The organism is Nocardioides sp. Z21_20 (assembly GCF_059766585.1).
Genome location: NZ_JCBAJX010000006.1, coordinates 80,589 through 104,937 on the forward strand (window position 1 = coordinate 80,589; position 24,349 = coordinate 104,937).

Consider the following 24,349-nt stretch of genomic DNA (forward strand, 5'->3'; position numbering starts at 1 on the left):
GCGCCGCTGGGGCTCAGGAGAGCTTGTAGTCCTCCAGCACCCGCCGGCCGATGATCATCCGCTGGATGTCGGCCGTGCCCTCGCCGATCAGCAGCATCGGCGCCTCCCGGTAGAGACGCTCGATCTCGTACTCCTTGGAGAAGCCGTAGCCGCCGTGGATGCGGAAGGAGTCCTCGACCACCTGCGAGCAGTACTCGCTCGCGAGGTACTTGGCCATGCCGGCCTCGAGGTCGTTGCGCTGGCCCAGGTCCTTGGTGCGTGCCGCCTTGACCATCATCTGGTGGGCGGCCTCGACCTTGGTGGCCATCTCCGCGAGACGGAAGAGCACCGCCTGGTGATCGGCGATCTTCTTGCCGAAGGTCTCCCGCTGCTGGGCGTAGGCGACACCGAGCTCGAAGGCGCGGTTGGCCACGCCGCAACCCCGGGCGGCGACGTTGACCCGGCCGACCTCGACGCCGTCCATCATCTGGTAGAAGCCCTTGCCCGGCTCGCCGCCCAGGATCTGCGTGGCCGCGATCTTGTGGCCCTCGAAGATGAGCTCGGTGGTGTCGACGCCCTTGTAGCCCATCTTCTCGATCTTGCCCGGGACGGTGACGCCCTGAGCCGTCTCGCCGAAGCCGGACTCCTTCTCCACCAGGAAGGTGGTCATGTTCTTGTAGACCGAGGATCCGCCCTCGTCGGTCTTGACCAGCACCGCGACCAGGTTGGCCGAGCCGCCGTTGGTCAACCACATCTTCTGGCCGTCGATGGTGTAGTCGCCGTCTTCGCCCTTGACGGCCTTGGTCTTGATCGCGGAGACGTCGGAGCCGCAGCCGGGCTCGGACATCGAGAAGGCACCGCGGACCTCGCCGGTGGCCATCCGCGGCAGGTAGTGCTGCTTCTGCTCCTCGGTGCCGTGGTGCATCAGCATCCAGGCGACGATGAAGTGGGTGTTGATGACGCCGGAGACGCTCATCCAGCCCCGGGCGATCTCCTCGACCGCGAGCGCGTAGGTCAGCAGCGACTCACCGAGCCCGCCGTACTCCTCGGGGATCATCAGCCCGAAGACACCGAGCTCCTTGAGCCCCTCGACGATCTCGGTGGGGTACTCGTCCTTGTGCTCGAGCTCTGTGGCGACAGGCAGGATCTTCTCGTTGACGAACTGACGGATCGTCTTGAGGATCTCCTCCTGGATGTCGCTCAGGCCCTCGGTCTGGCACAACCGGCTCATGTCTGGTCCCTTCTCAGCAGTGACGCGCGAAGCCTACCGTCGAGTAGGCAGGGGAGAACGTGACCCTGCTCACCGCGCGCGTCAGGAGCTGCGCGGGGCCGAGCGGCGCTCGAGGAGCGTCTCGAACAGGCGCGTCCAGCGTTGCGCCACCGCACTGACGCGGTAGTCGGCGGCCCGGGCCAGCCCGGCCGCGCCCATCCGGGCGCGCAGGTCGGCGTCGTCCATCAGCGAACGCAGCGCCTCGGCGAAGCCGGTCAGGTCGCCGTCCGCGACGAGGCGGCCGGTGACGCCGTCCTCGATGAGCTCGGCCGGCCCGCGCGGACAGTCCATGCTGACCAGCGGCAGGCCCTGGCTCATCGCCTCGAGCAGCACCATCGGCAGCCCCTCGAAGTAGGAGGTCATGGCGTACGCCGAGGCCCCCTGGAAGGCGTCCTGGAGCCGGTCGGTGAAGCCCATCAGCCGGACCTGCTCGCCGACGCCGAGCTCCTCGATGCACCGCCTGATCGCCGGCGCCTCCTCGCCGCCGCCGTAGATGTGCAGCTGCCAGTCCGGGCGCTCGCGCGCGAGCGGGGCGTAGGCCTGCACCATCCGCACGAAGCCCTTGCGCTCCTCGAAGCGCCCGGCCGCCACGATCACCTTCGCCTGCAGCGGCGCCTGCGGCCCGAGATCCCAGGTGAGCCCGTTCGGGATCGCCTCCACGTAGGCGTCGGTCCCCGCCAGCTCCCGGGCCCAGTCCTGCCGGTCCGCCTCGGTGAGGACGACGAAACCGTCGAGACCGGGGGCGGCCTGCTTGATGGTCTGGAACGGACCGGGCCGTTGGCTGCGGGTGATGAAGTTCAGGTGCTCCTGGCCCACGGTGAGCAGGTGCGGCGGCGCCAACTGGACGACGGCCCGGTGCAGGCTCGGCCGGGTGGTGATCAGCACCCCCGGCTTCAGGCTGCCCATCAGCTCCTCGAGGCGCTCGTCGGCGTAGCGGGTCATCGCCGCGTCGCCTCCGCCGTACTGCGAGGGCTGGGCCGCCAGGCGCTGGCGCCGTGCGAACTCCGTGGGGTCGCTCTCGCGCAGCTGCCGCAGCGCGCGCCCGCGCTTGTCGACCAGCCAGCGCACCGGCACCTCGCGCTGGGTGGGGTAGACGGGCTCGCGCTTGTTGCGGTTGACGCTGATGATCTCGACCTGGTGGTCCGCGGCGAGCGCGTCGGCGAGGTTCGTCACGGTGCGCGCCACTCCCCCGCGCCCGGCCGCGTCGGCGATCAGGAAGTAGACCCGGTCGGTGCGCGGACGCGCCGGCCGTACGGCGTGCCTCAGCGAGCGCAGCCGGCGCCCGGCGATGTCGCGTGCCTGTGTCAGCGGCCTCACCGGCGTCTCCTCACCCGTGCCAGCAGCCCGGCCGCTCGATCCCCGGCGCCGTCGCTGCCGGCGCCGTCACTCGCCGCGCCGTCGCTCACGGCTGCCTCGGTGCGGGGCGGCTCGAGCTCACGCAGCCGCTCCTCGGCGGCCTCGGCCCGCAGCGTCTGCGTGCGCACCTGCGCGAGCAGGTCGGCCGCCACCGGCAGGGCCCGCTCCAGCATCTCCGCGGCGGTCACCTCGTCGGGATGCCTGCCCGCGGGGTTGCCCCCGAGCAGCTCGTCGAGGTCCCCGGTCACCGGGTAGCCGGCCGCCCGCAGCGTCGCGACGCTGCGCTCGCTGCGTGCCTGGACGGCCTCACGCTGGGCGTCGCGCAGGGCGATCCGTCCCCCGGACAGCGGCACCAGCAGCTCGTGGCCCAGGTAGCGGCGCAGCCAGCGGTACGGCTCGGTCCACCTCAGCCCGGAGAAGTCGATGCGCTCGTGGACCTGCGGTCCGAGGCGCTGCAGCAGCGCCGCCGCCTCGACGCCGAGGGACTCGTTGGCCTGTGCCACCTCGGTGTCGGCGAGCGCCGGGTCGACCCCGCACAGGCCGGCGAAGCGCTTCCAGAGCAGGTCCGGGTCCGCCCCGCGTAGTGGCACCGTGACGACGTGCAGCCGCTCGGCGGGTACGGCGCCCGCCCAGCGCGCCAGGGCCTCCGCGGGGTCGATCGCCCACCAGCTCCAGCGCTCGCCGTCCTTGTCCAGGTCGTCGACGAAGCTGTCCAGGGACTGGCCCGTGCCGAGCTTGAGCGTCTCCTGCCAGGCCGCCGGCACCTGGCCGAGGAAGGCCCGCGCCGTGAAGACCACGTGCAGCTCGGCGTCCGGAAGCTCCTCGACGGCGCGCGCGACGAGGTCCTCGGGAACCAGGCAGAACCATTCGCTGCTCAGCACCACGGTGCCCGGCCACTGCGCGCTCTCCTCGCAGATCCTGCGCCACGCGCCCACCGCCGGCCCGTTCCCGCGGCGGTAGGACCGCAGCGCCTTGGCAGCCCGGTTGTAGTCACCCAGCGACTGTCCGGGCACCAACACCCCCGCGCTGCGCAGGGCGGCGCGGTTGCGCCACAGGATGGTCTGCAGGTAGGTCGTGCCCGACTTCGGCGCCCCGATGTGCAGGACGATCCGCTCAGCCACGACGCCCGCCCTGCGAGCCCGTGGCCACTGCCCGCCTCGGTTCACCGAGCCGGCCCGAACGCAGCTGGAAGATCATGCGCTCCATCTTGGCACTACCCTGCGCACCGGTCCCTGCCCCAGTCCTCGTCGGCCGCCGGGTCCCGGCCACTAGAGTGCCCCCCATGAACCAGCAGGTGCCCGGCCCGACCGAGACCCCGCCCCGGATCCTGGTGATCGTGCCCGCCTGGAACGAGCAGGGTGCCGTGGCGAGCACCGTGCGCGAGATCCACGAGCACGTTCCGGGCTCCACCGTCCTGGTCGTCGACGACGGCTCCAGCGACCGGACCGCCGAGCTCGCCGGCGCGGCCGGGGCCCAGGTCTGCCGGCTGCCGTTCAACCTGGGCGTGGGCGGCGCCATGCGGACCGGCTACCGCTACGCGCTGCGCCACGACTTCGACGTCGCGGTGCAGATCGACGCCGACGGGCAGCACGACCCGCGCTACCTGCCCATCCTGCTGGCCCGACTCGACAGCGCCGACGTGGTGATCGGAGCCCGGTTCGCCGGCGAGGGCACGCCGTACCGGGTGTCGCTGCCGCGCAAGCTCGCGATGGTGGTGCTGGCCCGGGTGCTGTCCCGGATGGCCGGCACCCGGCTCACCGACGTCACCAGCGGCTTCCGGGTCGCCAACCGCAAGGCGATCGCCGCCTTCGCCACCCACTACCCGGCCGAGTACCTCGGTGACACCGTCGAGTCGATGGTGATCGCCATCCGGCGCGGCTGCGTGATCCGCCAGGAGCCGGTGGAGATGCGGGTACGTCAGGCCGGCACGGCGAGCCAGACCACGCTGAAGGCGACGCTGTACCTGGCCCGCGCCGTGGTCGCGCTGGTGCTGGCGCTCGTGCGCCGCTGGCCGGAGACGCCGGCGGTCGCGGAGCCGGCCGCGGCGGGAGACCTGCGATGAGCGCCACCATGGTGCTGGGCCTGATCGGCTCGCTGATCATCGTCGCCGTGCTCCTGGAGATGCTGCGCCGGCACTCGCTGCGCGAGAAGTACGCGGTGCTGTGGTTCCTGGTCGCACTGGGCGTCCTCGGCGTCTCCGCCTTCCCGGGGGCGCTGAACTGGGCCGCGGAGGTGGTCGGCGTCGAGGTGCCGGCCAACCTGCTGTTCTTCGCGGCGAGCATGGTGCTGCTGGTGCTGACCCTGCAGCACTCCTACGAGCTCGGCCGGCTCGAGGAGAAGACCCGCACGCTGGCCGAGGAGGTCGCGCTGCTGCGGCTCAGCCTCGAGGAGCAGGGACGGGACCGTCTCGACCAGGATGACTGACCCGGCACCGGGCACCCGCTCCGCGCGGCGCCCCAACGCCACCCTGCGCACCGGCGCCGGCGTGGCGATCCTGGGCATCTCGGCCAGCGTCTTCCTGGTGGTGTCCGCGCGCGGCACCGATCCTGCGGAGTTCTCCAACGTCGCGGTGCTGTGGACCCTCGTCTACACGGTCGGGGTGGGCCTGTTCCTGCCCTTCGAGCAGGAGCTGTCGCACGCGGCGGTGGTCCGTCGCGCCGCCGGCCTCCCGCTGCGTCCGCTGGTGCGCCGCACGGCGCTGACCGCGGCCCTGGTCCTGGTGGCGCTGCTGGCCGCGCTGAGCCTGGTCGTGCTGGCCACGCCCGTGGGCGGGCTGCTCTTCGACCGCCCCGGCCCCTTCCTGCTCGCCGCCGCGCTGACCTGCACCGGGTTCGCGGTGCAGTACCTCCAGCGCGGCGTGCTCTCCGCCGGGGAGGACTTCACCGGGTACGGCGTCCAGCTGGCGACCGAGGGCACGATGCGCGCGGTCGCCTGCCTGGCCCTGTTCGCGCTGGGCGTGGACAACGCCCTCGCCTACGCCCTGGTCCTGGCCCTGGCTCCCCTCCTCTCCGCCCTGGTCGTCGCCCCTCGGGTCAGCCGGCTGGCCCCGGCGTCCCCGGGCCAGGCGGTGGCCGCGTGGGCGGAGGTCGCCGGCGGCATCGGCCTGCTGGTCCTCTCCGCGCTGTGCTCGCAGCTGCTCGCCAACGTCGGGGCGATCGCGGTGCGGCTGCTGGCCGAGCCGGAGCAGTCGGCCGCCGCGGGCATCTTCCTGTCGGGGCTGACCCTGGCCCGGATCCCGATGCTGCTCTTCGCCGCGATCCAGGCGATCCAGGTGCCCCGACTCACCGCGCACCTCACCGTGGGCGACCACAGCGGGATGCGAGCCCAGCTGCGGGCCTTCGTGCTGGTCACCGCCGGCTTGGCGACGGCCGGTGCGCTCGGCGCCTGGGCGCTGGGCCCGTGGGCGATGCACCTGCTGTTCGGCTCGGCCTACGACATGCCGCGCCAGGACCTGGCCCTGCTGGCCGCGTCCAGCGGGTTGCTGATGATGGCGATGACGCTGCAGTCGGCCGCCATCGCCCGGCGCCGGCACCGGCACGTGGTCACCGCCTGGGTGGTGGGGGTGGGCCTCACCGTCCTCGCGCTGGCCCTCCCCCTCGAGCTGTTCCTGCGCGTCGAGGTGGCGATGCTGCTCGGCGCCACCGGCGTGATCGTGCTGCTCGCGCCCGCCTCGTTCGCCCCGGGAGTACGCGAGGTCAGCCGCCGACGGTGACGTCGGCCATCACCAGCGGGTGGTCGCTCAGCGTGCCCTTGGTGGAGCGGTCCACCAGTCCCCCGCCGAAGACCAGGGGGCCGGCCCCGAAGATCCAGTCGACGCCGCCGTGGAAGCCCGGCGGCGTGGAGCACCCGCCGCCGCTCGCCGCGCCGTACGGGGTGGTCATCAGGCCGTCTGAGGTGAAGTCGCAGAACACCGTGGCGCGCTCGTTCATGTCGCCGACCAGGAAGACCGGGTTGCCGGTCTCGGCGACCAGCCGGCTCACCGCCGCCTTCTCGATGGCGCGGGCCCGGTCCCGGGCGCCCTGCTGGTTGCCCTTGCGCTGGGTGCTGGCGGGGTTGTGCACGCCCATCACCACGACCGCGGCGCCGGTCTCGACGTGCACCAGGTGAGCCACCGGCAGGTGCAGGGTGACGTCCCAGGGCACGGTCACCTCCTCGCTGCGCACCAGGCTCCACTCGGCGCTGCGCCAGGCGATGGCGTTGCCGGAGAAGTCGCCGCCGCGCAGCCGCGAGTTGCCGGTGGCGCGCAGCAGCGTCCAGTCGCCGTCGCCCTGCACGACCGCGGCCTGCGGGCCCTCGAACTCGTTGAACACCGCGATGTCGACGCTATTGGCCTCCAACCGGGCCAGGGACTGCCGCATCCGCCAGGCACCGTCGGCCATACCGGCGTTCTTGCCCCCCGGGGCACTGTGGTGGGCGCCCAGCACGTTGTAGCTGGCCAGGCGCAGCGTGGTCGGCCGGGCCGGAGCCGCCGTCTCCTGCTCGGGGGCCGCCGGGCGGCGGGAGCGCGGGGTCACGCTGCGCTGCAGCCAGGCGGAGGCGTCGATCGGGGTGAGGTCCTGCCCGGTCCCGCCCAGCACCCGGAAGCCCAGGGAGCAGCCGTCGGTGGCGCCCAGCGAGCCCAGCGAGCCCAACTGCTGGCCGGCGCCGATGGATTGGCCGTCGGAGACGGTGAGCCCGACGAGGCCCTGGTAGCGGGTGACCACCTCGGCGGCCTCGTTCACCACCTGGACCTCCCACCCGGTCCGGGTGGGCTTGCCGACCTCCACCGACCCCGAGCTGGCGGCCAGGACGGCGCTGCCGCAGTGGCTGCGCACCTCCAGCGGCGCGGCCGCCCGGCGCGCCGGCGTCACCTTGGCGCGCGAGGTGACCCGGTAGCCGGTGCCCGGCGGGAACGGCGCGGCGACGTCGCTGGTGCCGTCCGGGCGGCACCACTGCGGTGAGCGGGCGCCCGACTGGACCGTGGCCGGGACGTCCATCCGGCCGCGGGCCAGCGTGTCGAGGAGGTCGAGGGCACTCGCCCAGAACGGGTCGTAGCGGAACGGGTCGGCGTTGCGGGTCACCCGGTGCACGGCGATCTCGGCAGGCAGCGTGCTCCAGCCCGGTACGGCGAGCAGCCGGTCGTAGAACTCGGCCACGCCGAGGCGCTCGAGGGCCGGGGACGATCCGGAGCCGTGGAAGACGCCGGCGAGGGCGCGCCCACCGCCCCGCTTCAGGCCGGACTCGGCCAGAGCCGCGGTCAGCGCCAGGGCCTGGGCGCGCGCCGGGACCTTCCTGCGCTCCCCCACGGCCAGGATCGTCAGGGCGCGGTCGAGCTGCTCGCGGTCGTAGCCCGCCGCCACCGGCGCCCGCGCCGTGAGCGACATGCTGCCGGCCAGGGCGGGAGCCGCGCACGCCCCCGGCGCCGCGTGCGCCGGCGCACGCGTCGAGACCGTGGGTGCGCTGGCTCCGGCCAGGGCCGGGAGCAGCGCGAGGACCAGGGCGGGCGCCACCAGCAGGGGACGGCGGGAACGACGCTTCACGGCTGACTCGCTCACTCGGAGTAGAGGGACGGCTGGTCGGGGAAGATGATGCGCTCGGCACGCCACGGGCCGGTGCCGCGGACCCGGGCCAGGTCGACCCCGAAGACGCCGGTGGTCGTCTTGAAGCGCACGGTCGTGGTGCCCGGATAGGGCCCCGGGCTCACCTCGCCGCCGGCGGGCAGCTCCAGGTCCGGCACGGCGGCGGGGTCGGTGAACGCGTAGGCCTCGCGGGCACCCGCGCTCAGCAGCGGGCGCAGCGCGGACCACCAGGCGGCGTACCCGACGTCGTTGCGCGACCAGGTGGTGAGCACCCGGCGGGCCACGGCCTGGGGGGCGTCGCTCTGCGCGTCGGCTCCGGGGCCGGACGAGGACGAGGACCCGGTGTCCTTCGGCGAGCCGGCGTCGCCCGCCTCACCCGCGTCGGGCGTCGAGCAGGCGCCCAGCGCCACCACCGTCAGGACGGCGGCAGCCCCGGCGAGGGCCACGCGTGCGTCCACCATCGTGCTCCGTCCCCTGCTGCTCGTCGCCGCCGGCCGCCCGACGCGGATCGGGTCAGTTGCGAGCCCGCAGGAGGTTGATGCTACGTCGGGGGCCCTTGCCGCGCAGTTCCGTCACGGTGCCCCGCAGGTCGACGATCTCCTGGAGCAGGGCGGCGGTGGCGTCGACGGCGACCTCGAGCAGCTCCTCGGTGGTGGTGTCGCTCTGCGCAGCGCCACCGGACAGCCGCGGGGTGAGCTCGGCCAGGTCGCCGACCACGTCGTAGGGCTGCTCGGAGAGAGCCTCCAGGATGCGCGCGGCGCGCTCGTGGACCGCCGGGTGCCACTTCTCGGGCAGCCCGGCGCGCCGGGTGGAGCCGGGGGCCAGGATCCGGCCGGCGTAGAGACGCTTGACGACCTCGCCGTAGACGACCTGGTTGCCGCCGCGGTCGAGGCGCTGGTTGACCCGCCGCAGCACCTCCGTCTGGGCGATCCCCAGCGAGGTGTTGACCTCCCGGTCGGGCATCGTCACCGCCTCCGGGGGGACGTCGATGACCTCGGCGAAGCGCTCCCACAGCAGCGTGGAGGGCGTTCCGGACGGCGGGTTGACGACCAGGTGGACCCGCTCGGGCGGGACCGCGGACCAGCGCTGCAGGATCGCCGCCGGGTCCTGGACGCTCCAGAACCGCTGGTGCAGCCGCGGGTCGGGGCTGGGCTCGTCGAAGACCACCGAGAGGAAGTCGTCGAGGCCCACCCGTCGGCCGTGCTTGACGCCCTCCTGCCACTCCGCGGGCAGCTGACGGCCCAGGTCGCGCACGGTCAGCACCACGTGGACCTCCAGCCCCGCGAGGTCGGCGAGCATCCGCTCGACCTGGTCGGGGGTGGCGAGGCAGAAGAGCTCGTTGCTCACCACGGTGGTGCCGTCGTGGGCCCGGGCGGCCTGGACGATCGTGCGCCAGGTGCCCTCGACGCTCTCCACGGTGCGGCCCCAGTTCGGCGCCCGCTCGGTGACCTCGAGCATCGCGCGGAACATCAGCATCCCCTTCCCGTTCGGGAAGATCACGCCGTGCTCGCGCAGGGGCGCCTCGTTGTGCTGGAGCACCTTCTGCAGGAAGGAGGTGCCTGTCTTCGGCAGGCCGAGGTGGAGAAAGACCTTGCCGGGCATCGAGGTTCTCCCTGTTCTGAGTGAGCCGTGCTTCTTGCGTGTCGCGCCCTTCAGGCTACAGGCGCCGCCGCGCCCGCCCGGGAACGGTCCCGGCCCCTCAGCCGGCCTCTCAACCAGCGCCGGCGGGGGTGCGGCACTCGAGGGTGCCCGCGGTGCGCTCGCCGGTCAGCCCGGCCTGCTCGTAGAGCTCCAGCACCCGCTCGCGGTAGGGGCCCGGGCCGACGCAGGCCAGGCTCAGGTCGAGCAGCCGCACCGCCGCACGGACCTTGCCGGCCGAGGGCAGCGGCGCCTTCTGGCCGGCCAGGTCGTAGAGCAGCATCCGCGCCCGGCGTACCTCGCGGGGCTCCTCCATGTTGCCCACGAACCACTCCCGGGGGACGACCGGGAAGGCGTCGGTGGTGTACATGGTGAGCACCTTCATCCAACGCGGCGGCAGCAGCACCGTCCCCTGGAGTCCCTGCTCGTCGAGAATGCGGACGTCCGCGAGCGCCGGCCGGTCCAGCTTCCACTGCGGGGTCGAGCTGACCGAGACGGGTCCGCCGTGCCCGGTGTAGGCCCAGATCGGCCTGCCTCCGCCGACGAACGCCACCAGCACCACCACGGCGGCGACCCACGGCAGCGCCCGGGCGGCCCCGGCGACCGGGGCCGGCACCCGGCGCGGGTCGGGCACGTCCACCGCGAGCAGCAGCGCCGCCAGCACCGGGATCGGCGCGCAGTAGAGCATCCGCCACAGGACCGGCCCGGAGCCGGTGACGGCGTTGACGAGCTCGAGCACCCCCGGCGCGAAGACCAGGGTGCTGACCAGCGCCGAGGCCCCGGCCAGCGCCGCCGCCACCCCGCGCCGGGCCAGCAGGGTGGCCAGGCCAAGCGCCAAGAAGGACAGCGCGACCATCGGGCCCTGCTCGCCGAGGATCCGTACGAAGGAGTCGAAGGCGGGCAGCGCGACGGGGTCCTTGCCGCCGACGTCGGTGGAGAACGCGATCACCGCCAGCCCGCTGGCGACCGGGCCCACGGACAGCAGCACCGCCCCCACCGCGAGCGCGCGGGCCCGCAGCAGCAGCGCCGCCAGCACCGCCGCGCCGCTCATCAGCGGGCCCCACACCACCGCGGTGGGGGTGAGACCGAAGAACGCGACGCCGCCGGCGAGCAGCATCACTCCCGCCCAACGCCGCTGCGTGCCGGTGCGCTCGTGGATCCGGGTCAGGTAGACCCACAGCAACGGCATCAGCACCGCCACCGCCATCACCTTGCCCTGCCACATCCGGGGCACCCAGAAGTTGCCGAGCATCGAGTCGCCGCTGAGCAGGAGGAAGACCAGTGCGCCGGCGAGCACCAGCGCCCGTCGCCGCGGCGCCCAGGCCCGGACCAGGCGCCACAGCGCCCAGCCCGCCAGGAAGGCCGCCACCGGGCCGGCCACCAGGTAGGTCACCGCGCCGGCGCGCATCCCGCTCATGTGCGCGACCACGCCGATCAGTCCCTCGATCGAGGCGATCGGGATGCCCCCGCCGTACGGCGAGTTGAGGATCTCCGGGGTGAACATGGTGTCGAGCAGCGCGGCGTTGCCCCGCTCGGCCACCCACACCGAGCGGTTGAGGTAGTAGGGGTCGTCGGTGTCGGCCAGGTGCAGGAACGCCGCCAGCGCGCCCAGCCCGAGCGAGGAGACCAGCGCGAAGACGTCGGCGCCCCAGCGGTTGAGCGCACCGGCCTGCGGCGCGGCGCTCGCGCCGTCCTCGTCCGGGGCGCCCTCGCCGGGGCTCAGCCACCCCGACCTCCAGGCCCACAGCAGGGCCAGCACGCCGGCCAGGACGGTGGCCACCCAGGCGCCCCAAAAGCTGGTGCGGCTCCAGACCAGGCCGGCCAGGGCCGCCCCCGCGGCCAGGACGAGCACCGCCACCGGCACCCACTGCAGGCTGCGGGGGGCCGGCCGGGCGTGTCGGGCACCGGAGGGGGGTGCGGCCGTCGGGGCGGCGGGCTCGGGCGGCGAGTCGGGACGGGCGCGCAGCTCGGCCCACACCCGCCAGCCGATGATCACCGGCGTCGCGAGGAGCCACAGCCAGCCGCTGGGCCACAGCGACCACTGGGTGGCGAGGCCGAGACAGTAGAGCAGCGTCCACAGCGCGAAGGACAGCACCGCGGCGTCGCTCAGCGCGTCGAGCACGCTGCGCAGCGCCGTGGGCCGCACCGTTCGTTCCTCGAGCGCCACGCTCACTCGCCACTCCCCTCGTCCGCCCCCGCGCACACTCCGGCCCGGTAAGGCGTCAGTAGTATGCCTGCATGCCCAGCCCCGCGACGTCAGCTCGCCCGTGTCCGGGGCCCACGGCGCTCCCCGGCAACCCGGAGCCCCTCGGATGACCCAGGCCCACGCTCCCCGGGTGAGCGCGATCGTGCTGGCCTGGGGTGACGAGCCGCTGCTGACCACCTCGGTGCGTGCCGCGCTCGCCTCCACCGACGTCGACGTCGAGGTGGTGCTGGTCGACAACGGCTGCACCTCCGACGCGGTCGAGCAGCTGCGCACCGAGCCCGGCGTCGTCGTCGTCGAGGGCCAGGGCAACGTCGGCTTCGCCGGGGGCTGCAACCTGGGCGCCCAGCGCGCCGGCGGTGACTACCTCGCCTTCGTGAACGGCGACGCCGTGGTCGAGCCCGCCGCGTTGGCCCGGATGGCCGCGGTCGCCGCGGAGCCCGAGGTCGGCCTGGTCACCGGCTCGGTGCGTCTCTACGACGCCCCGCAGACCATCAACTCGGCCGGCAACCCGCTGCACTACTCCGGGCTCAGCTGGGCCGGCGGCCTGGGCGAGCCCGCCACGTCGTACGCCGAGCGACGCGAGGTGACCGTCGCCTCGGGGGCCGCCACCCTGTGCCGCCGCGAGGTCTTCGAGGCGCTCGGCGGCTTCTGCGAGCTGATGTTCGCCTACTGCGAGGACACCGAGCTCAGCCTGCGCGCCTGGCAGCACGGCTGGCGCGTCGTCTACGTCCCCGACGCCGTGGTCCTGCACCGCTACGAGTTCTCCCGCAACGACCTCAAGCTCTACCTGCTCGAGCGCAACCGGCTGCTGATGCTGCTCACCGTGCTGCAGACCCGCACGCTGCTGCTGCTGGCTCCCTCGCTGCTCGCCCTGGAGCTGGCGATGCTGGCGGTGGCCACCAAGCAGGGCTGGGGACCGCGCAAGCGCGCCGGCTGGTGGTGGCTGGTGCGCAACGCCGGCGCGGTACGTCGCCGGCGGCGGCTGGTCCAGGAGTCCAGGCTGCAGCCCGACGCCGCCCTGGTCGACCTGCTCACCGGCGACTTCGCGCCGGGTGTCGAGGGCCTGGCCGCGCCGCCCTGGCTGCGCGCCGGCTCGCGTGCATACTGGGCCCTCATGCGCCCGCTGCTGCGTGTCACCACCCGGTCGCGCCTCGACGACAGGAGTGCTCGTGTCCCGAGCCGATGACGCCCTCGGTGCGGTCCACGTGGACGACACCGGGGTGCAGGTGCGCTCCGCCGAGGAGCAGGTGCTCGACGTGATGTTCGACGGGCGCCGGGTCTGGTCCTTCTGGCTGATCCGCGACGGCGAGCCCGTCGCGTCCTCGCCCGACACCCACCACGTGCCCTGGCCCCCCGGCCTGCAGCGCTACCTGGACGGGCGAGCGCGGATCACCGTGCGCGCCCACGGCGCCGAGCAGCCGATGTACGACGAGGAGCTGCAGTTCGGCGACGGCGAGGGGCGCATCGCGATCGTCAACGCCGAGGGCGACCCGCTGGGCATCGACAAGTCCGGGCGGCTCACGCTCACCTTCGAGACCCGCAGCGCCGCCCACCTCGAGCCCCTCCTGGACGCCATCGAGGAGGTGCTGGGCGCGTTGGCCAGCGCCGGCGTGCGGGCCTTCCCCGGCTACGGAACGCTCCTGGGCGCGGTGCGCGACGGCAAGGTGATCGGCCACGACAACGACGCCGACCTCTGCTACGTCAGCCGGCACACCACCCCCGTCGACGTGATCCGTGAGTCCTTCCAGCTGCAGCGGCGCCTGGCCGAGATGGGCTACGACGTGGTCCGCTACAGCGGGGCCGCGGTCAAGGTCCTGGTCCGCGAGTCCGACGGCCGGGTGCGCGGCCTCGACGTGTTCGGCGGCTTCCTGGGCACCGACGGCTACCTGGTGCTGATGGGCGAGATCCGCGCGCCGTTCCGCGAGGAGTGGCTCTACCCGCTCGGCACCACCGAACTGAACGGGCGCACCCTGCCGGCCCCGGCCGTCCCCGAGCGTCTCCTCGACGTCACCTACGGCACGTCGTGGCGGGTGCCGGACCCGGCCTTCCACTTCGAGACCCCCGAGTCCACCTCGCGCCGCCTCAACGGCTGGTTCCGCGGCACCCGCCCGGGGCGCTCGGACTGGGACCGCCGCTACCTCACCCAGCGCAACGAGCAGCCGCGTCAGCGCCCGGACCCGATCGCGGCCCAGGTGCTGGAGCAGAACCCACCCGGCACCCGGGTCGTCGACCTCGGCTGCGGCCGCGGCCACAACGCCTACTGGCTGGCCGCCCAGGGGGCGCAGGTGCTGGCGCTGGACTACTCCTCGCTGGGCTGGCCGACCCTCGAGGCGCAGGCGCGCGCCGAAGGGCTGCCGGTGCGGTTCGCCGAGATGAACCTGTTCGAGACGCGCCACGTGCTGTCCTACGCCGCGCTGCTGGCGCACCAGCCGGGGCCCACCGCGGTGCTGGCCCGGCACCTGATCGACGCGATGCCCGCGGACGGTCGCCCGAACGTGTGGCGCTTCGCCGAGATCGTCGGGCGCAGCGGCGGGAGGCTGCACCTGCAGTTCCTCCTCGAGACCCACCCCGAGGACCCCTGGCCCGAGTGGCACGGCGTGCGAGCGCTGGACCCCGCGGTGATCCGCGCCGAGCTCGAGGAACGCGGCGCGCGCATCCTCAGCGAGGAGACGATCGACTCCTCGCAGATGAAGGCACCCAACCCCGCGGCCATGGCCCAACACCGTCGAGCGTGCCGCATGGTCGTCACGTGGCAGGAGTGAGAACGATGAGCAAACTGGTTGACCGGCTTCGCGGTACGGCCCGGCTCGAGGCCCGCCTCGACGAGCTGGAGGCGGAGGTCCAGGAGTGCCGGAGCCTGCACCTGCGCGTCGCCGAGCTGACCGACATCGTCCAGGAGCTGCTGCTCCCGGTCGCGCGCCGCGACCAGGAGAAGCTGGAGACACTCCTCGAGCGATACTCGAGCCAGCTGGGATGAGCCGCCGCGTCTTCGTCCACATCGGGCTGCCCAAGACCGGGACCAGCTACCTGCAGACGGTGATGTGGGCCCAGCGCGAGGAGCTGCGCGAGGCGGGGATGCTGCTGCCGGGGCGGGAGCGGCGCGATCACCTCTGGGCCTCGCTGGTGGTCCGCGGCGACCCCCATGTGGGCAGGCGCAACCCGCGGGCGCCGTCCTCGTGGGACGTGCTGCGCGACGAGGTCGCCGCGTGGCCGCACGACGCCGTGATCAGCCACGAGTTCTTCTGCTCCGCCACCGCCGAGCAGGCACGGGAGATGGTCGAGGCGCTGGCGCCCACCGAGGTGCACGTGATCGTCACCGCGCGTGAGCCGCTCAGCCTGTTCACCTCCAGCTGGCAGGAGTCGCTGAAGAACAAGAGCACCACCCGGATCGAGGACTACGCGCGCACGGTCTCCCCCGACCCGCTCACGGTCTGGGACTGGCGCGCGCTCGACCTGCGCCTGGTGCTCGAGCGCTGGGGCGACCTCGTGCCCAGCGAGCGGGTGCACGTGCTGACCACGCCCCCGCCCGGTGCGCCGCGCAGCACGCTGTGGGACCGCTTCGCCGGCGTCCTGGGCCTGGACCCGTCCGGGTTCGAGGTCTCGACCGCCTTCGCCAACAGCTCGATGGGGGTCGTCGAGGCCGAGACCCTGCGCCGGATCAACGAGCACCTCGACGACTTCTCGCGCGCCCACGACCGGGGCGTGTGGATCCGCTCCTTCCTCGCCGACGAGCGGCTGGTGCCGCGCGGCGGCGACCGGTTCTGGCCCGGCCCCGACCAGCAGGAGGAGTGCCGTGAGCGGGCCCGCGCCTCGGTCGAGCTGGTGCGCGCACGTGGCTTCCACGTGGTGGGCGAGCTGGACTCCCTGCTGGTCCCCGACGCCCTGCCGCCGCGGCGCCACCCCTCCTCGGTGACCGACGCGGAGGTGGCCCGGGTCGCCGTCGAGCTCTCCGCCCGGCTGCTCGCCGATGTGCGCGAGCGCAGCGGGGCGGCGGGGACGCCCGCGGCGCGCGCGCACGGCGGCTGGCGCGGGCGCGCCGCCTCGGGCGCCGGACGAGTGGGCGGGGCGCTGCGCCGACTGCGGCGCCGCTGAGGCACCGCGCCCGGGACACCCGGTAGCGTGACGCTGGTGAGCACCACCCCTCCCCGCGTCTACGCCGCCCGGCTCGTCGGCCTGCCGATCTTCGACCCCCAGGGCGACCAGGTGGGCAAGGTCCGCGACCTCGTCGTAGCGCTGCGGACCGAGGCCAACCAGCCGCGCGTCCTCGGCCTGGTCGCCGAGGTCTTCGGCCGCCGGCGGATCTTCGTGCCGATGACCCGCGTCACCAACATCGACAGCGGTCAGGTCTACACCACCGGGCTGCTCAACATGCGCCGCTTCGAGCAGCGCCCCACCGAGACCCTGGTGATCGGCCAGATGCTGGACCGCGAGGTGCGGGTCAAGGGAACCGGCACGGTGGGCACCGTCTACGACGTCGCCATGGAGCAGGCCCGCAACCGCGACTGGGTGCTGAGTCGGGTCGCGATCCAGGAGCCCGGCAAGGGGTTCCGCCGCCGGGGTCAGTCGCACGTCGTCGACTGGTGGGAGGTCGAGAACCTCACCCAGCGCGAGGCCTCCCAGGGCGCGACCCACCTGATCGCGGCGCTCAACGAGATGCGCCCGGCCGACGCCGCCAACATGATCCACGACCTGCCCCCCGAACGGCGTACCGCGGTGGTGGCCGCGCTGGACGACGAGCGCCTCGCCGACGTCCTCGAGGAGCTGCCCGACGAGGACCAGGTCGAGATCCTCGAGCACCTCGACTCCCAGCGTGCCGCCGACGTCCTCGAGGAGATGTCGGCCGACGACGCGGCGGACCTGATCGCCGATCTCCCGCCCGAGACCGCCGCGCAGCTGCTCGAGCTGATGCAGCCCTCGGAGGCCGAGGACGTGCGGCGGCTGATGTCGTACGCCGAGCACACCGCCGGCGCGATGATGACGCCCGAGCCGGTGATCCTCGGCCCCGACGCCACCGTCGCCGACGCCCTGGCCCACGTGCGCAACCCCGAGCTCTCCCCCGCCCTGGCCGCCCTGGTCTACGTCTGTCGTCAGCCGCTGGAGCCGCCCACCGGCAAGCTGCTCGGCGTCGCCCACATCCAGCGGCTGCTGCGCGAGCCGCCCTCCACGCTGGTGGCCGCGGCGCTGGACTCCTCGATGGACCCGCTGCGCCCGGAGGCGGGCATCGACGAGGTGGCCGCGCACCTCGCCACCTACAACCTCGTCGCCGCGCCGGTCGTGGACGAGGAGGGCCGGCTGCTGGGCGCGGTCACCGTGGACGACCTGCTCGACCACATGCTGCCCGACGGCTGGCGCGACCGGGTGGCCAGACGGGGGCGCCCCGCCGCCCACCGCAAGGCCCCGGGGTCGGTGATCTGAGCGATGGCAGAGAGCCGTACCTCCCGCACGCCGCGCCTGGACACGCCCCGCGACACCCGTCGCCACCTCGTCCGGCGCCCTTCCTACGACTCGGACACGTTCGGCGTCTTCGCCGAGCAGTTCGCCCGGTTCATGGGCACCGCGCGCTTCCTGATCTACATGACGCTGTTCGTGCTGGTCTGGGTGGGCTGGAACTGGGCCGCCCCCGGCGACATGGACTTCGACGCCTACCCGTTCATCTTCCTGACGCTGATGCTCAGCCTGCAGGCGTCGTACGCCGCGCCGCTGATCCTGCTCGCGCAGAACCGCCAGGAGATGCGCGACAAGGTGATCGCCGAGCAGGACCGGCAGGCCAACGCACGCGCCCACGCCGACATGGAGTTCCTGGCCCGCGAGGTGGCGTCGCTGCGGATGGCGCTGGGCGAGGTGGCGACCCGCGACTACCTGCGCTCGGAGCTGCGCACCCTGCTGCACGAGCTCGACGAGCGTGCCCGGTCCGGCTCCGCCGAGGAGGGTGAGAGCGTCGCCGGTGCGACGGAGGGCCCTCCGAGGCGGGAGCGCTGAGGCGCAAGGTCTACGCTTGCGCATCATGAGCACCCCCACCGTCGAGCAGGTCACCGCTGCGCTGGCGACCGTGAACGACCCCGAGATCAAGCGCCCCATCACCGAGCTCGGGATGGTCGAGGCCGTCGAGGTCCGCGACGACGGCACCGTCGCGCTGACCGTCCTTCTCACCGTCGCCGGCTGTCCGATGAAGGACACCATCAACCGCGACGTCGAGGCGGCGCTGCGCCGGGTGCCCGGGGTGACCGGGGTGGACCTCCACCTGGGGGTGATGACCGGCGAGCAGCGCCAGGGCCTGCAGGAGGTGCTGCGCGGCGGCCAGGCGCAGCGCGAGATCCCGTTCGCCCAGCCGGGCTCGCTGACCAAGGTGTTCGCGATCGCCAGCGGCAAGGGCGGCGTCGGCAAGTCCTCGGTGACGGTCAACCTCGCCCTGGTGATGGCCCAGCTGGGCCTGAAGGTCGGCGTCGTCGACGCCGACATCTACGGCCACTCGGTGCCGGCCATGCTCGGGGTCGCCGACGCCCGCCCGACCCAGGTCGAGGACCTGATCATGCCGGTCCCCACCGCGTCCGGCGTCTCGGTGATCTCCATCGGGATGCTGAAGCCCCGCCGCGACCAGGTCGTCGCCTGGCGTGGCCCGATGCTGGACCGGGCGCTGGTCCAGATGCTCTCCGACGTCTACTGGGGCGATCTCGACGTGCTCCTGCTCGACCTGCCCCCGGGCACCGGCGACGTCGCGATCTCCCTGGGCCAGCACCTGCCCAACGCGGAGGTCGTGGTCGTCACCACGCCGCAGGAGGCGGCCGCCGAGGTCGCGGAGCGAGCCGGCACGATGGCCTCGATGATGCACCAGCGCGTCGTCGGCGTGGTCGAGAACATGAGCTTCCTGCCCTGCCCCCACTGCGGGCCCGAGCACCGCCTGGAGGTCTTCGGATCCGGCGGTGGCGCCCGGGTCGCCAAGACGCTCTCCGAGCGGTTCGGCTACGACGTGCGCGTGCTCGGGGAGATCCCGCTGGACATCTCCCTGCGCGAGGGAGGCGACGCCGGCAAGCCGATCGTCGAGGCCGACCCCGCCGCCCCCGCCGCCCAGGTGCTGCGTCAGGTCGCCGAGGGACTGGCGGGCCGCGGCCGCGGCCTGGCCGGCATGCAGCTGGGGCTCACGCCCACCAGTAAGTTCTGACCTGTGTGGGGTGTCGGGCTGACCGAGCTGGCGGTGATCGCCTTCGTCGCCGTGCTCGTCTTCGGCCCCGATCGGCTGCCCGAGGTGGCCAAGCAGCTGGGCCAGTTCGTCCGCAAGGCGCGTGACTTCGCCAACGCCACCCGCGACGAGCTGCGCACCGAGCTGGGCCCGGAGTTCTCCGATCTCGAGCTCACCGACCTCGACCCCCGCAACGTGGTCCGCAAGCACATCATGGAGGCGCTGGAGGACGACGACGCCGCCGCCGCGGCACCCGCTCGCAAGGGCCTGCGCCCCCTCGCCGAGGGCGAGCTCCCGCCCTACGACGTAGACGCCACCTGAGCGCTGCGTCGGCGCTCAGTCACGGCTCTGCACGGCCGCCAGCCCGGCGTAGGCCACCAGGACGGAGCGCGCCGAGCGTCCCTCGCCGCTGAGCACCTCCACGAAGTCGTGGCCGACCCGGGACAACGTGACGTCGTGCCGGGCGCCGTCGACGAGGTGGACCACGCACCGCTCCCCGGCGTCGGCGATCCGGCGCAGCGCCGAGGACAGCCCCAGCCGGTGGATCGGTGACCAGGCCTCCCGCGGCACCGACCGTGGCGAGGCTCCCCGTAGCGTGAGCACGGCGGCGCTCGCGACGATCCAGTCCTGGCCCGGACCCTGCAGCAGGAACCAGCCCGGGCCCACGCGCTGCAGCACGCCACCGACCTGCCCCACGCCGCGCAGGGACACGGTGAGCTCGCGCTCCAGCGAGGCCATCAACCGGCTGTCCAGGTCGACGTGCTGGTACTCCGCGCGGATCCGGTCGGCCAGCTCCAGCTCCCGCTCGGCCTGGAAGAGCGTGTCCGCCTGGGACTCCAGGTCGTCGAAGAGCGCGAACAGCTGTTCCTCCCAGGACATGTGCCGACCTTGCCACGCCGGCCTTCCCGAATCCACTGTGGACAAACGATTGACCAACGCCATGAACGGACTTTGAATGAGGTAAACGCACGCAAACGAAGGGATCAGGGCGATGGCCGGACCTGTCGAACGCGCACCACTCGGGCGCTGCCTCGCGGTCTGGCTGGCCGTGACCGGACTGGTCGCCCTGCTCGCGGCGGCGACCGCGGGTGAGCTGCGCTCCGCGCGCCACGCCTGGGCGCACGCCACGCTGGCCGCCCAGCCCTTCGACGTCCTGCTGGTCTGGCTGGCCGCGCTCCTCGCCCTGGGCGCTGCCCTGTGGCTGTGGCTGATCACCACCGCGGTGGCCGCCGAGGCCGCGCGCGGGCGGGCCACGACGCGCACCGTCGGCTGCCCCAGGGCGCTGCGCCGGCTCCTGCTCACCGCGTGCGGGGTCGCCCTGGTGGGCGGCCTCGCCGCGCCCGCGCACGCCGTACCGACCCACGTGCACGGTGACGAGGGCGGCAGCTCGGCCCTCGAGGGGCTGCCCCTCCCGGAGCGGCCCTCGAGCCCCCGCGACACGCCGAGGCCCCTGTCGCCCTCCCCGCAGCGCCCGGAGCCCACCGCCCCCGACAGCGCCCCCGGGACGGAGCAGCCCGCGGCCCGCGGCGGCCACGTCGTGGTCGTCCGGCCCGGCGACAGCCTGTGGGACATCGCGGCCGCGGCGCTGCCCGACGACGCCTCGCCCGCCGTCGTCGACGCGCGCTGGCGCGCGATCTACGCCGCCAACGGCGAGCGCATCGGCCCCGATCCCGACCTCATCCTGCCCACCACCACCCTGCGGCTCCCCAGGAGGATCCGATGACGCCCTTCCACGACAAGGTCACGCCGCTGCGCGGGCAGGTGCCTCTCGCGAGCGTGCAGGGCACCCTGGCTCTCGATCTCCAGCCGCGGCTCGACCCGCCGGAGACGGGCGGAGAGCCGCGCGGCGCCGGCGCGGACGTCATCTCCATCGACGTCCGCGTGCGCGACGACCTCGAGAGGTGGGCCCGGCGCTACACCCAGGCCGCCGTCGAGATCGTGTACGGCGACCGCCCGGTGTCCCAGCTCGTGCGCTGGACCGCGCCGCGCGTCCACGACGACCTCTCCCGGCGGGCGGTGCTGGTGGCGCAGGCGGGCCTGCACCGCGCCGGGCACGGGCGCGAGCGCCGCCCCGAGCTGCGCCCCCACGTCGAGACGATCCACGCCAGCTTCGTCTCCCGCGACGTCGCCGAGGTCAGCGCCCGGGTCAGGTACGGCGCGCGCTCGCGTGCCCTCGCGGCCCGTTTCGAGATCCTGGCCGGGCGCTGGCAGTGCACCGCCCTGGAGTTCGCCTGAGCCCGGCTCAGCCGTTGACGCGCGTGGTGAGACCCGTCGGCCCGCCCGGTGCGCCGTGGCACTTCTTGAACTTCTTGCCCGAGCCGCAGGGGCAGTCCGCGTTGCGCCCGGTCCCGGCGTAGGGGTCGTCGGCCTCCTCGGTGACGACCTCGACGTCGCCGTCCTCGGTGGGCGCCGAGTAGGTGAGCTGCTGCGGGACAGCGGGCTTGCTGAGCCCCTTGGCCCGGATCTGCGGCGCCTCGCGCTTCTTCTCCAGCTCCACCGCGGGCGCGCCGAGACCGCTCTGGGCCGGCTCCTGGGCCGCCTCGGCCGGGTCCTCCTCGTCGACCTCGTCGACCTGGACCTCGAGGTTGAACAGGAAGCCGACGGCCTCCTCCTTGATGGCGTCCATCATCACCGAGAACATGTCGAAGCCCTCGCGCTGGTACTCCACCAGCGGGTCGCGCTGCGAGTACGCCCGCAGGTAGATGCCCTCGCGCAGGTAGTCCATCTCGTAGAGGTGCTCGCGCCACTTGCGGTCGATCACCGAGAGCAGCACCCGACGCTCGAGCTCGCGCATCACCTCGGCGCCGACCTCGGCCTCCCGCTTGGCGTAGGCGTCCAGGGCGTCCGCGCGCAGGTCCTCGACCAGGCGCTCGCGGCTCAGGTTGGCGCGACCACCGGCCTCCTTCTCGAGCTGCTCGAGATCGAGTGAGACGGGGTAGAGCTGACCCAGCGCGGTCCACAGGCCCTCGAGGTCCCAGTCCTCGGGGTAGTCCTGGGTGGACCCGTTGACGTAGCCGGTCATCACGTCCTCGATGAAGGTCCGCACCTGCTCGGCGAGGTCCTTGCCCTCGAGCACCTCGCGGCGCTCGCGGTAGATCACCTCGCGCTGGCGGCTCATCACGTCGTCGTACTTGAGGACGTTCTTGCGCGACTCGAAGTTCTGCGACTCCACCTGGCCCTGGGCGCTGGCGATCGCGCCGGTGACGCGCTTGTTCTCGATCGGCACGTCGTCGGGGACCTTGAGCACGGTGAGCACCCGGTCCACCCAGTCGGACTTGAACAGCCGCATCAGCTCGTCCTGCAGCGACAGGTAGAAGCGGGACTCGCCCGGGTCGCCCTGGCGGCCCGAGCGTCCACGCAGCTGGTTGTCGATGCGGCGCGACTCGTGCCGCTCGGTGCCGACGACGTAGAGCCCGCCGAGCTCGGTGACGGCCTCGTGCTCGGAGGCGACCTGCTCCTTGATCCGCTCGAGCACCTCGGGCCAGGCCGCGTCGTACTCCGCGGCGGTGTCCCCGACCGGCTCCAGGCCCTTCTTGCGCAGCTCCTGGTCGGCCAGGAACTCCACGGACCCACCGAGCATGATGTCGGTGCCTCGACCGGCCATGTTGGTCGCGACCGTGATCGCGCCGCGGTGACCCGCCATCGCCACGATGGCCGCCTCGTCGGCGTGCACCTTGGCGTTGAGCACCGTGTGCGGGATGCCCTTCTTCTTCATCAGCGCCGAGAGGTGCTCGGACTTCTCCACCGAGACCGTGCCGACCAGCACCGGCTGGCCCTTCTTGTGGCGCTCGGCGATGTCCTCGACGACGGCGAGGTACTTCGCCTCCTCGGTGCGGTAGACCAGGTCCGGCTGGTCGATGCGCAGCATCGGCTTGTTGGTCGGGATCTGCACCACGCCGAGCTTGTAGATCTTGTCGAACTCGGCCGCCTCGGTCATCGCGGTTCCGGTCATGCCGGAGAGCTTCTCGTAGAGGCGGAAGTAGTTCTGCAGGGTGACCGTGGCGAGCGTCTGGTACTCCTCGCGGACCTCGACGCCCTCCTTGGCCTCGATCGCCTGGTGCAGGCCGTCGTTGTAGCGCCGGCCGGCGAGCATCCGGCCGGTGTGCTCGTCGACGATGAGCACCTCGCCGTTCATGACGACGTACTCCTTGTCGTTGCGGAACAGCTCCTTGGCCTTGATGGAGTTGTTCATGAAGGAGATCAGCGGCGTGTTGACCGAGTCGTAGAGGTTGTCGATGCCGAGGTGGTCCTCGACCTTGGTGATGCCGGGCTCGAGCACCGAGATCGTGCGCTTCTTCTCGTCGACCTCGTAGTCGACGTCCTTGGTGAGCTTGCGCGCGATCTTGGCGAACTCGCCGTACCAGCGGACCTCGTCCTGGGTGGGGCCGCTGATGATCAGCGGGGTCCGCGCCTCGTCGATCAGGATCGAGTCGACCTCGTCGACGATCGCGTAGTGGTGGGCGCGCTGGACGCACTCCTCGATGGAGCTGGCCATGTTGTCGCGCAGGTAGTCGAAGCCGAGCTCGTTGTTGGTGCCGTAGGTGATGTCGCAGTTGTACGCCGCGCGCCGCTCGTCGGGGCGCATGCTCGGCAGGATGACGCCGACGCTGAGGCCCAGGAAGTGGAAGACGCGGCCCATCATCTCGGACTGGTACTTCGCCAGGTAGTCGTTGACGGTGACGATGTGCACGCCCTTGCCCGGCAGCGCGTTCAGGTACGCCGGCATGGTCGCGACCAGGGTCTTGCCCTCACCGGTCTTCATCTCGGCGATGTTGCCCAGGTGCAGCGCGGCGCCGCCCATCACCTGCACGTCGTAGTGACGCTGGCCGATGACCCGCTTGGCGGCCTCGCGGACCGTGGCGAACGCCTCCGGCATCAGGTCGTCGACGCTCTCGCCCTGCTCGAGGCGCTCGCGGAACTCCGCGGTCATGCCCCGCAGCTCCTCGTCGCTCATCTTGACGAAGTCGTCCTCGATCGCGTTGACGGCCTTGGCGACGGCCTCGAGCTGTCGGAGGATCTTGCCCTCGCCGATGCGGAGGATTCTGTCGAGGATGGCCACGGGCTGAACTCCTGGATGGTGGACTGGGCGCAGCTGCTGCCGCACGGTGCAGGCACCGCGACACGGCGCCCCAGCGGTCATGCTACCCAGCACCGCCCACGGAACC

General features: G+C 73.0%; 22 protein-coding genes. 13 read left to right on the forward strand and 9 right to left on the reverse strand.

Features of this window, described 5'->3' with window-relative positions; translation table 11 throughout:
• Window positions 1-13: 13 nt before the first annotated feature.
• The 3 genes from AC6EH9_RS11605 to AC6EH9_RS11615 form a co-directional block, all read right to left on the reverse strand.
• Window positions 14-1,210: an acyl-CoA dehydrogenase family protein gene (locus tag AC6EH9_RS11605; protein ID WP_498423272.1), complete on the reverse strand. Its 1,197-nt coding sequence runs from the start codon at window positions 1,208-1,210 to the stop codon at window positions 14-16.
• A gap of 81 nt (window positions 1,211-1,291) precedes the next feature.
• Window positions 1,292-2,566, reverse strand: coding sequence for a glycosyltransferase family 4 protein (locus AC6EH9_RS11610; protein ID WP_498423274.1), 1,275 nt, complete (start codon window positions 2,564-2,566; stop codon window positions 1,292-1,294).
• Window positions 2,563-3,726 (reverse strand): hypothetical protein, encoded by a 1,164-nt coding sequence (locus AC6EH9_RS11615; RefSeq protein ID WP_498423276.1) that lies wholly within the window; start codon window positions 3,724-3,726, stop codon window positions 2,563-2,565. The genes AC6EH9_RS11610 and AC6EH9_RS11615 overlap by 4 nt, the downstream gene beginning before the upstream one ends.
• A 161-nt stretch (window positions 3,727-3,887) precedes the next feature.
• Between AC6EH9_RS11615 and AC6EH9_RS11620 the strand changes: the two genes are divergently transcribed.
• The 3 genes from AC6EH9_RS11620 to AC6EH9_RS11630 are packed head-to-tail and all read left to right on the forward strand — an operon-like array spanning window position 3,888 to window position 6,317.
• The gene (locus AC6EH9_RS11620; RefSeq protein WP_498423277.1) at window positions 3,888-4,667 is read left to right on the forward strand and encodes a glycosyltransferase family 2 protein; all 780 of its coding nucleotides are present in this window, start codon (window positions 3,888-3,890) and stop codon (window positions 4,665-4,667) included.
• Window positions 4,664-5,029 (forward strand): DUF2304 domain-containing protein, encoded by a 366-nt coding sequence (locus AC6EH9_RS11625; RefSeq protein WP_498423279.1) that lies wholly within the window; start codon window positions 4,664-4,666, stop codon window positions 5,027-5,029. Before AC6EH9_RS11620 ends, AC6EH9_RS11625 begins: the two co-directional genes overlap by 4 nt.
• On the forward strand, window positions 5,022-6,317 hold the full coding sequence (locus AC6EH9_RS11630) for a lipopolysaccharide biosynthesis protein (RefSeq protein ID WP_498423280.1): 1,296 nt from the start codon (window positions 5,022-5,024) through the stop codon (window positions 6,315-6,317). Before AC6EH9_RS11625 ends, AC6EH9_RS11630 begins: the two co-directional genes overlap by 8 nt.
• On the opposite strand, the gene AC6EH9_RS11635 is transcribed toward AC6EH9_RS11630, so the two are convergent.
• The 4 genes from AC6EH9_RS11635 to AC6EH9_RS11650 all read right to left on the reverse strand — a co-directional run bounded on the left by AC6EH9_RS11635 (window position 6,301) and on the right by AC6EH9_RS11650 (window position 11,974).
• Window positions 6,301-8,124 (reverse strand): endonuclease/exonuclease/phosphatase family protein, encoded by a 1,824-nt coding sequence (locus AC6EH9_RS11635; RefSeq protein WP_498423282.1) that lies wholly within the window; start codon window positions 8,122-8,124, stop codon window positions 6,301-6,303. The two genes, AC6EH9_RS11630 and AC6EH9_RS11635, sit on opposite strands and share 17 nt — an antisense overlap.
• A gap of 11 nt (window positions 8,125-8,135) precedes the next feature.
• Window positions 8,136-8,624, reverse strand: coding sequence for a hypothetical protein (locus AC6EH9_RS11640; RefSeq protein ID WP_498423283.1), 489 nt, complete (start codon window positions 8,622-8,624; stop codon window positions 8,136-8,138).
• Between the two features lie 52 nt (window positions 8,625-8,676).
• The gene (locus AC6EH9_RS11645) at window positions 8,677-9,765 is read right to left on the reverse strand and encodes a hypothetical protein (RefSeq protein WP_498423285.1); all 1,089 of its coding nucleotides are present in this window, start codon (window positions 9,763-9,765) and stop codon (window positions 8,677-8,679) included.
• Between the two features lie 109 nt (window positions 9,766-9,874).
• Window positions 9,875-11,974, reverse strand: coding sequence for a DUF6077 domain-containing protein (locus AC6EH9_RS11650; RefSeq protein ID WP_498423287.1), 2,100 nt, complete (start codon window positions 11,972-11,974; stop codon window positions 9,875-9,877).
• A gap of 163 nt (window positions 11,975-12,137) precedes the next feature.
• On the opposite strand from AC6EH9_RS11650, the gene AC6EH9_RS11655 reads away from it, so the two are divergent.
• Genes AC6EH9_RS11655 through AC6EH9_RS11690 form a run of 8 tightly spaced genes read left to right on the forward strand, consistent with a single transcriptional unit; the run spans window position 12,138 to window position 19,505 of the window.
• Window positions 12,138-13,193 carry a glycosyltransferase family 2 protein gene (locus tag AC6EH9_RS11655; RefSeq protein ID WP_498423288.1) on the forward strand — a complete coding sequence of 352 codons (1,056 nt, stop codon included), beginning with the start codon at window positions 12,138-12,140 and terminating at the stop codon, window positions 13,191-13,193.
• Complete coding sequence (locus tag AC6EH9_RS11660) at window positions 13,177-14,769, forward strand: LicD family protein (RefSeq protein WP_498423290.1); 1,593 nt, start codon at window positions 13,177-13,179, stop codon at window positions 14,767-14,769. The genes AC6EH9_RS11655 and AC6EH9_RS11660 overlap by 17 nt, the downstream gene beginning before the upstream one ends.
• Window positions 14,770-14,774: 5 nt before the next feature.
• Entirely contained in the window at window positions 14,775-14,984 is a 210-nt protein-coding gene (locus tag AC6EH9_RS11665) for a DUF6752 domain-containing protein (RefSeq protein WP_498423291.1), read from the forward strand.
• Window positions 14,981-16,099 carry a hypothetical protein gene (locus AC6EH9_RS11670; RefSeq protein WP_498423292.1) on the forward strand — a complete coding sequence of 373 codons (1,119 nt, stop codon included), beginning with the start codon at window positions 14,981-14,983 and terminating at the stop codon, window positions 16,097-16,099. Before AC6EH9_RS11665 ends, AC6EH9_RS11670 begins: the two co-directional genes overlap by 4 nt.
• Before the next feature lie 36 nt (window positions 16,100-16,135).
• Complete coding sequence (locus AC6EH9_RS11675) at window positions 16,136-17,422, forward strand: magnesium transporter MgtE N-terminal domain-containing protein (protein ID WP_498423294.1); 1,287 nt, start codon at window positions 16,136-16,138, stop codon at window positions 17,420-17,422.
• A gap of 3 nt (window positions 17,423-17,425) precedes the next feature.
• Window positions 17,426-17,986 carry a DUF1003 domain-containing protein gene (locus tag AC6EH9_RS11680; protein WP_498423296.1) on the forward strand — a complete coding sequence of 187 codons (561 nt, stop codon included), beginning with the start codon at window positions 17,426-17,428 and terminating at the stop codon, window positions 17,984-17,986.
• Between the two features lie 25 nt (window positions 17,987-18,011).
• On the forward strand, window positions 18,012-19,166 hold the full coding sequence (locus AC6EH9_RS11685) for an Mrp/NBP35 family ATP-binding protein (RefSeq protein WP_498423297.1): 1,155 nt from the start codon (window positions 18,012-18,014) through the stop codon (window positions 19,164-19,166).
• Between the two features lie 3 nt (window positions 19,167-19,169).
• The gene (locus AC6EH9_RS11690; protein WP_498423299.1) at window positions 19,170-19,505 is read left to right on the forward strand and encodes a sec-independent translocase; all 336 of its coding nucleotides are present in this window, start codon (window positions 19,170-19,172) and stop codon (window positions 19,503-19,505) included.
• A gap of 15 nt (window positions 19,506-19,520) precedes the next feature.
• On the opposite strand, the gene AC6EH9_RS11695 is transcribed toward AC6EH9_RS11690, so the two are convergent.
• A complete protein-coding gene (locus AC6EH9_RS11695; RefSeq protein ID WP_498423301.1) occupies window positions 19,521-20,063 on the reverse strand; it encodes a hypothetical protein in 543 nt (180 codons plus the stop codon).
• Window positions 20,064-20,175: 112 nt separating this feature from the next.
• Between AC6EH9_RS11695 and AC6EH9_RS11700 the strand changes: the two genes are divergently transcribed.
• Together AC6EH9_RS11700 and AC6EH9_RS11705 are read left to right on the forward strand one after the other, a co-directional pair.
• Window positions 20,176-20,907, forward strand: coding sequence for a LysM peptidoglycan-binding domain-containing protein (locus AC6EH9_RS11700; RefSeq protein WP_498423303.1), 732 nt, complete (start codon window positions 20,176-20,178; stop codon window positions 20,905-20,907).
• Entirely contained in the window at window positions 20,904-21,419 is a 516-nt protein-coding gene (locus AC6EH9_RS11705; RefSeq protein ID WP_498423304.1) for an Rv3235 family protein, read from the forward strand. The genes AC6EH9_RS11700 and AC6EH9_RS11705 overlap by 4 nt, the downstream gene beginning before the upstream one ends.
• Window positions 21,420-21,426: 7 nt before the next feature.
• On the opposite strand, the gene secA is transcribed toward AC6EH9_RS11705, so the two are convergent.
• Window positions 21,427-24,243 carry a preprotein translocase subunit SecA gene (gene secA / locus AC6EH9_RS11710; protein WP_498423306.1) on the reverse strand — a complete coding sequence of 939 codons (2,817 nt, stop codon included), beginning with the start codon at window positions 24,241-24,243 and terminating at the stop codon, window positions 21,427-21,429.
• Between the last annotated feature and the right edge of the window lie 106 nt (window positions 24,244-24,349).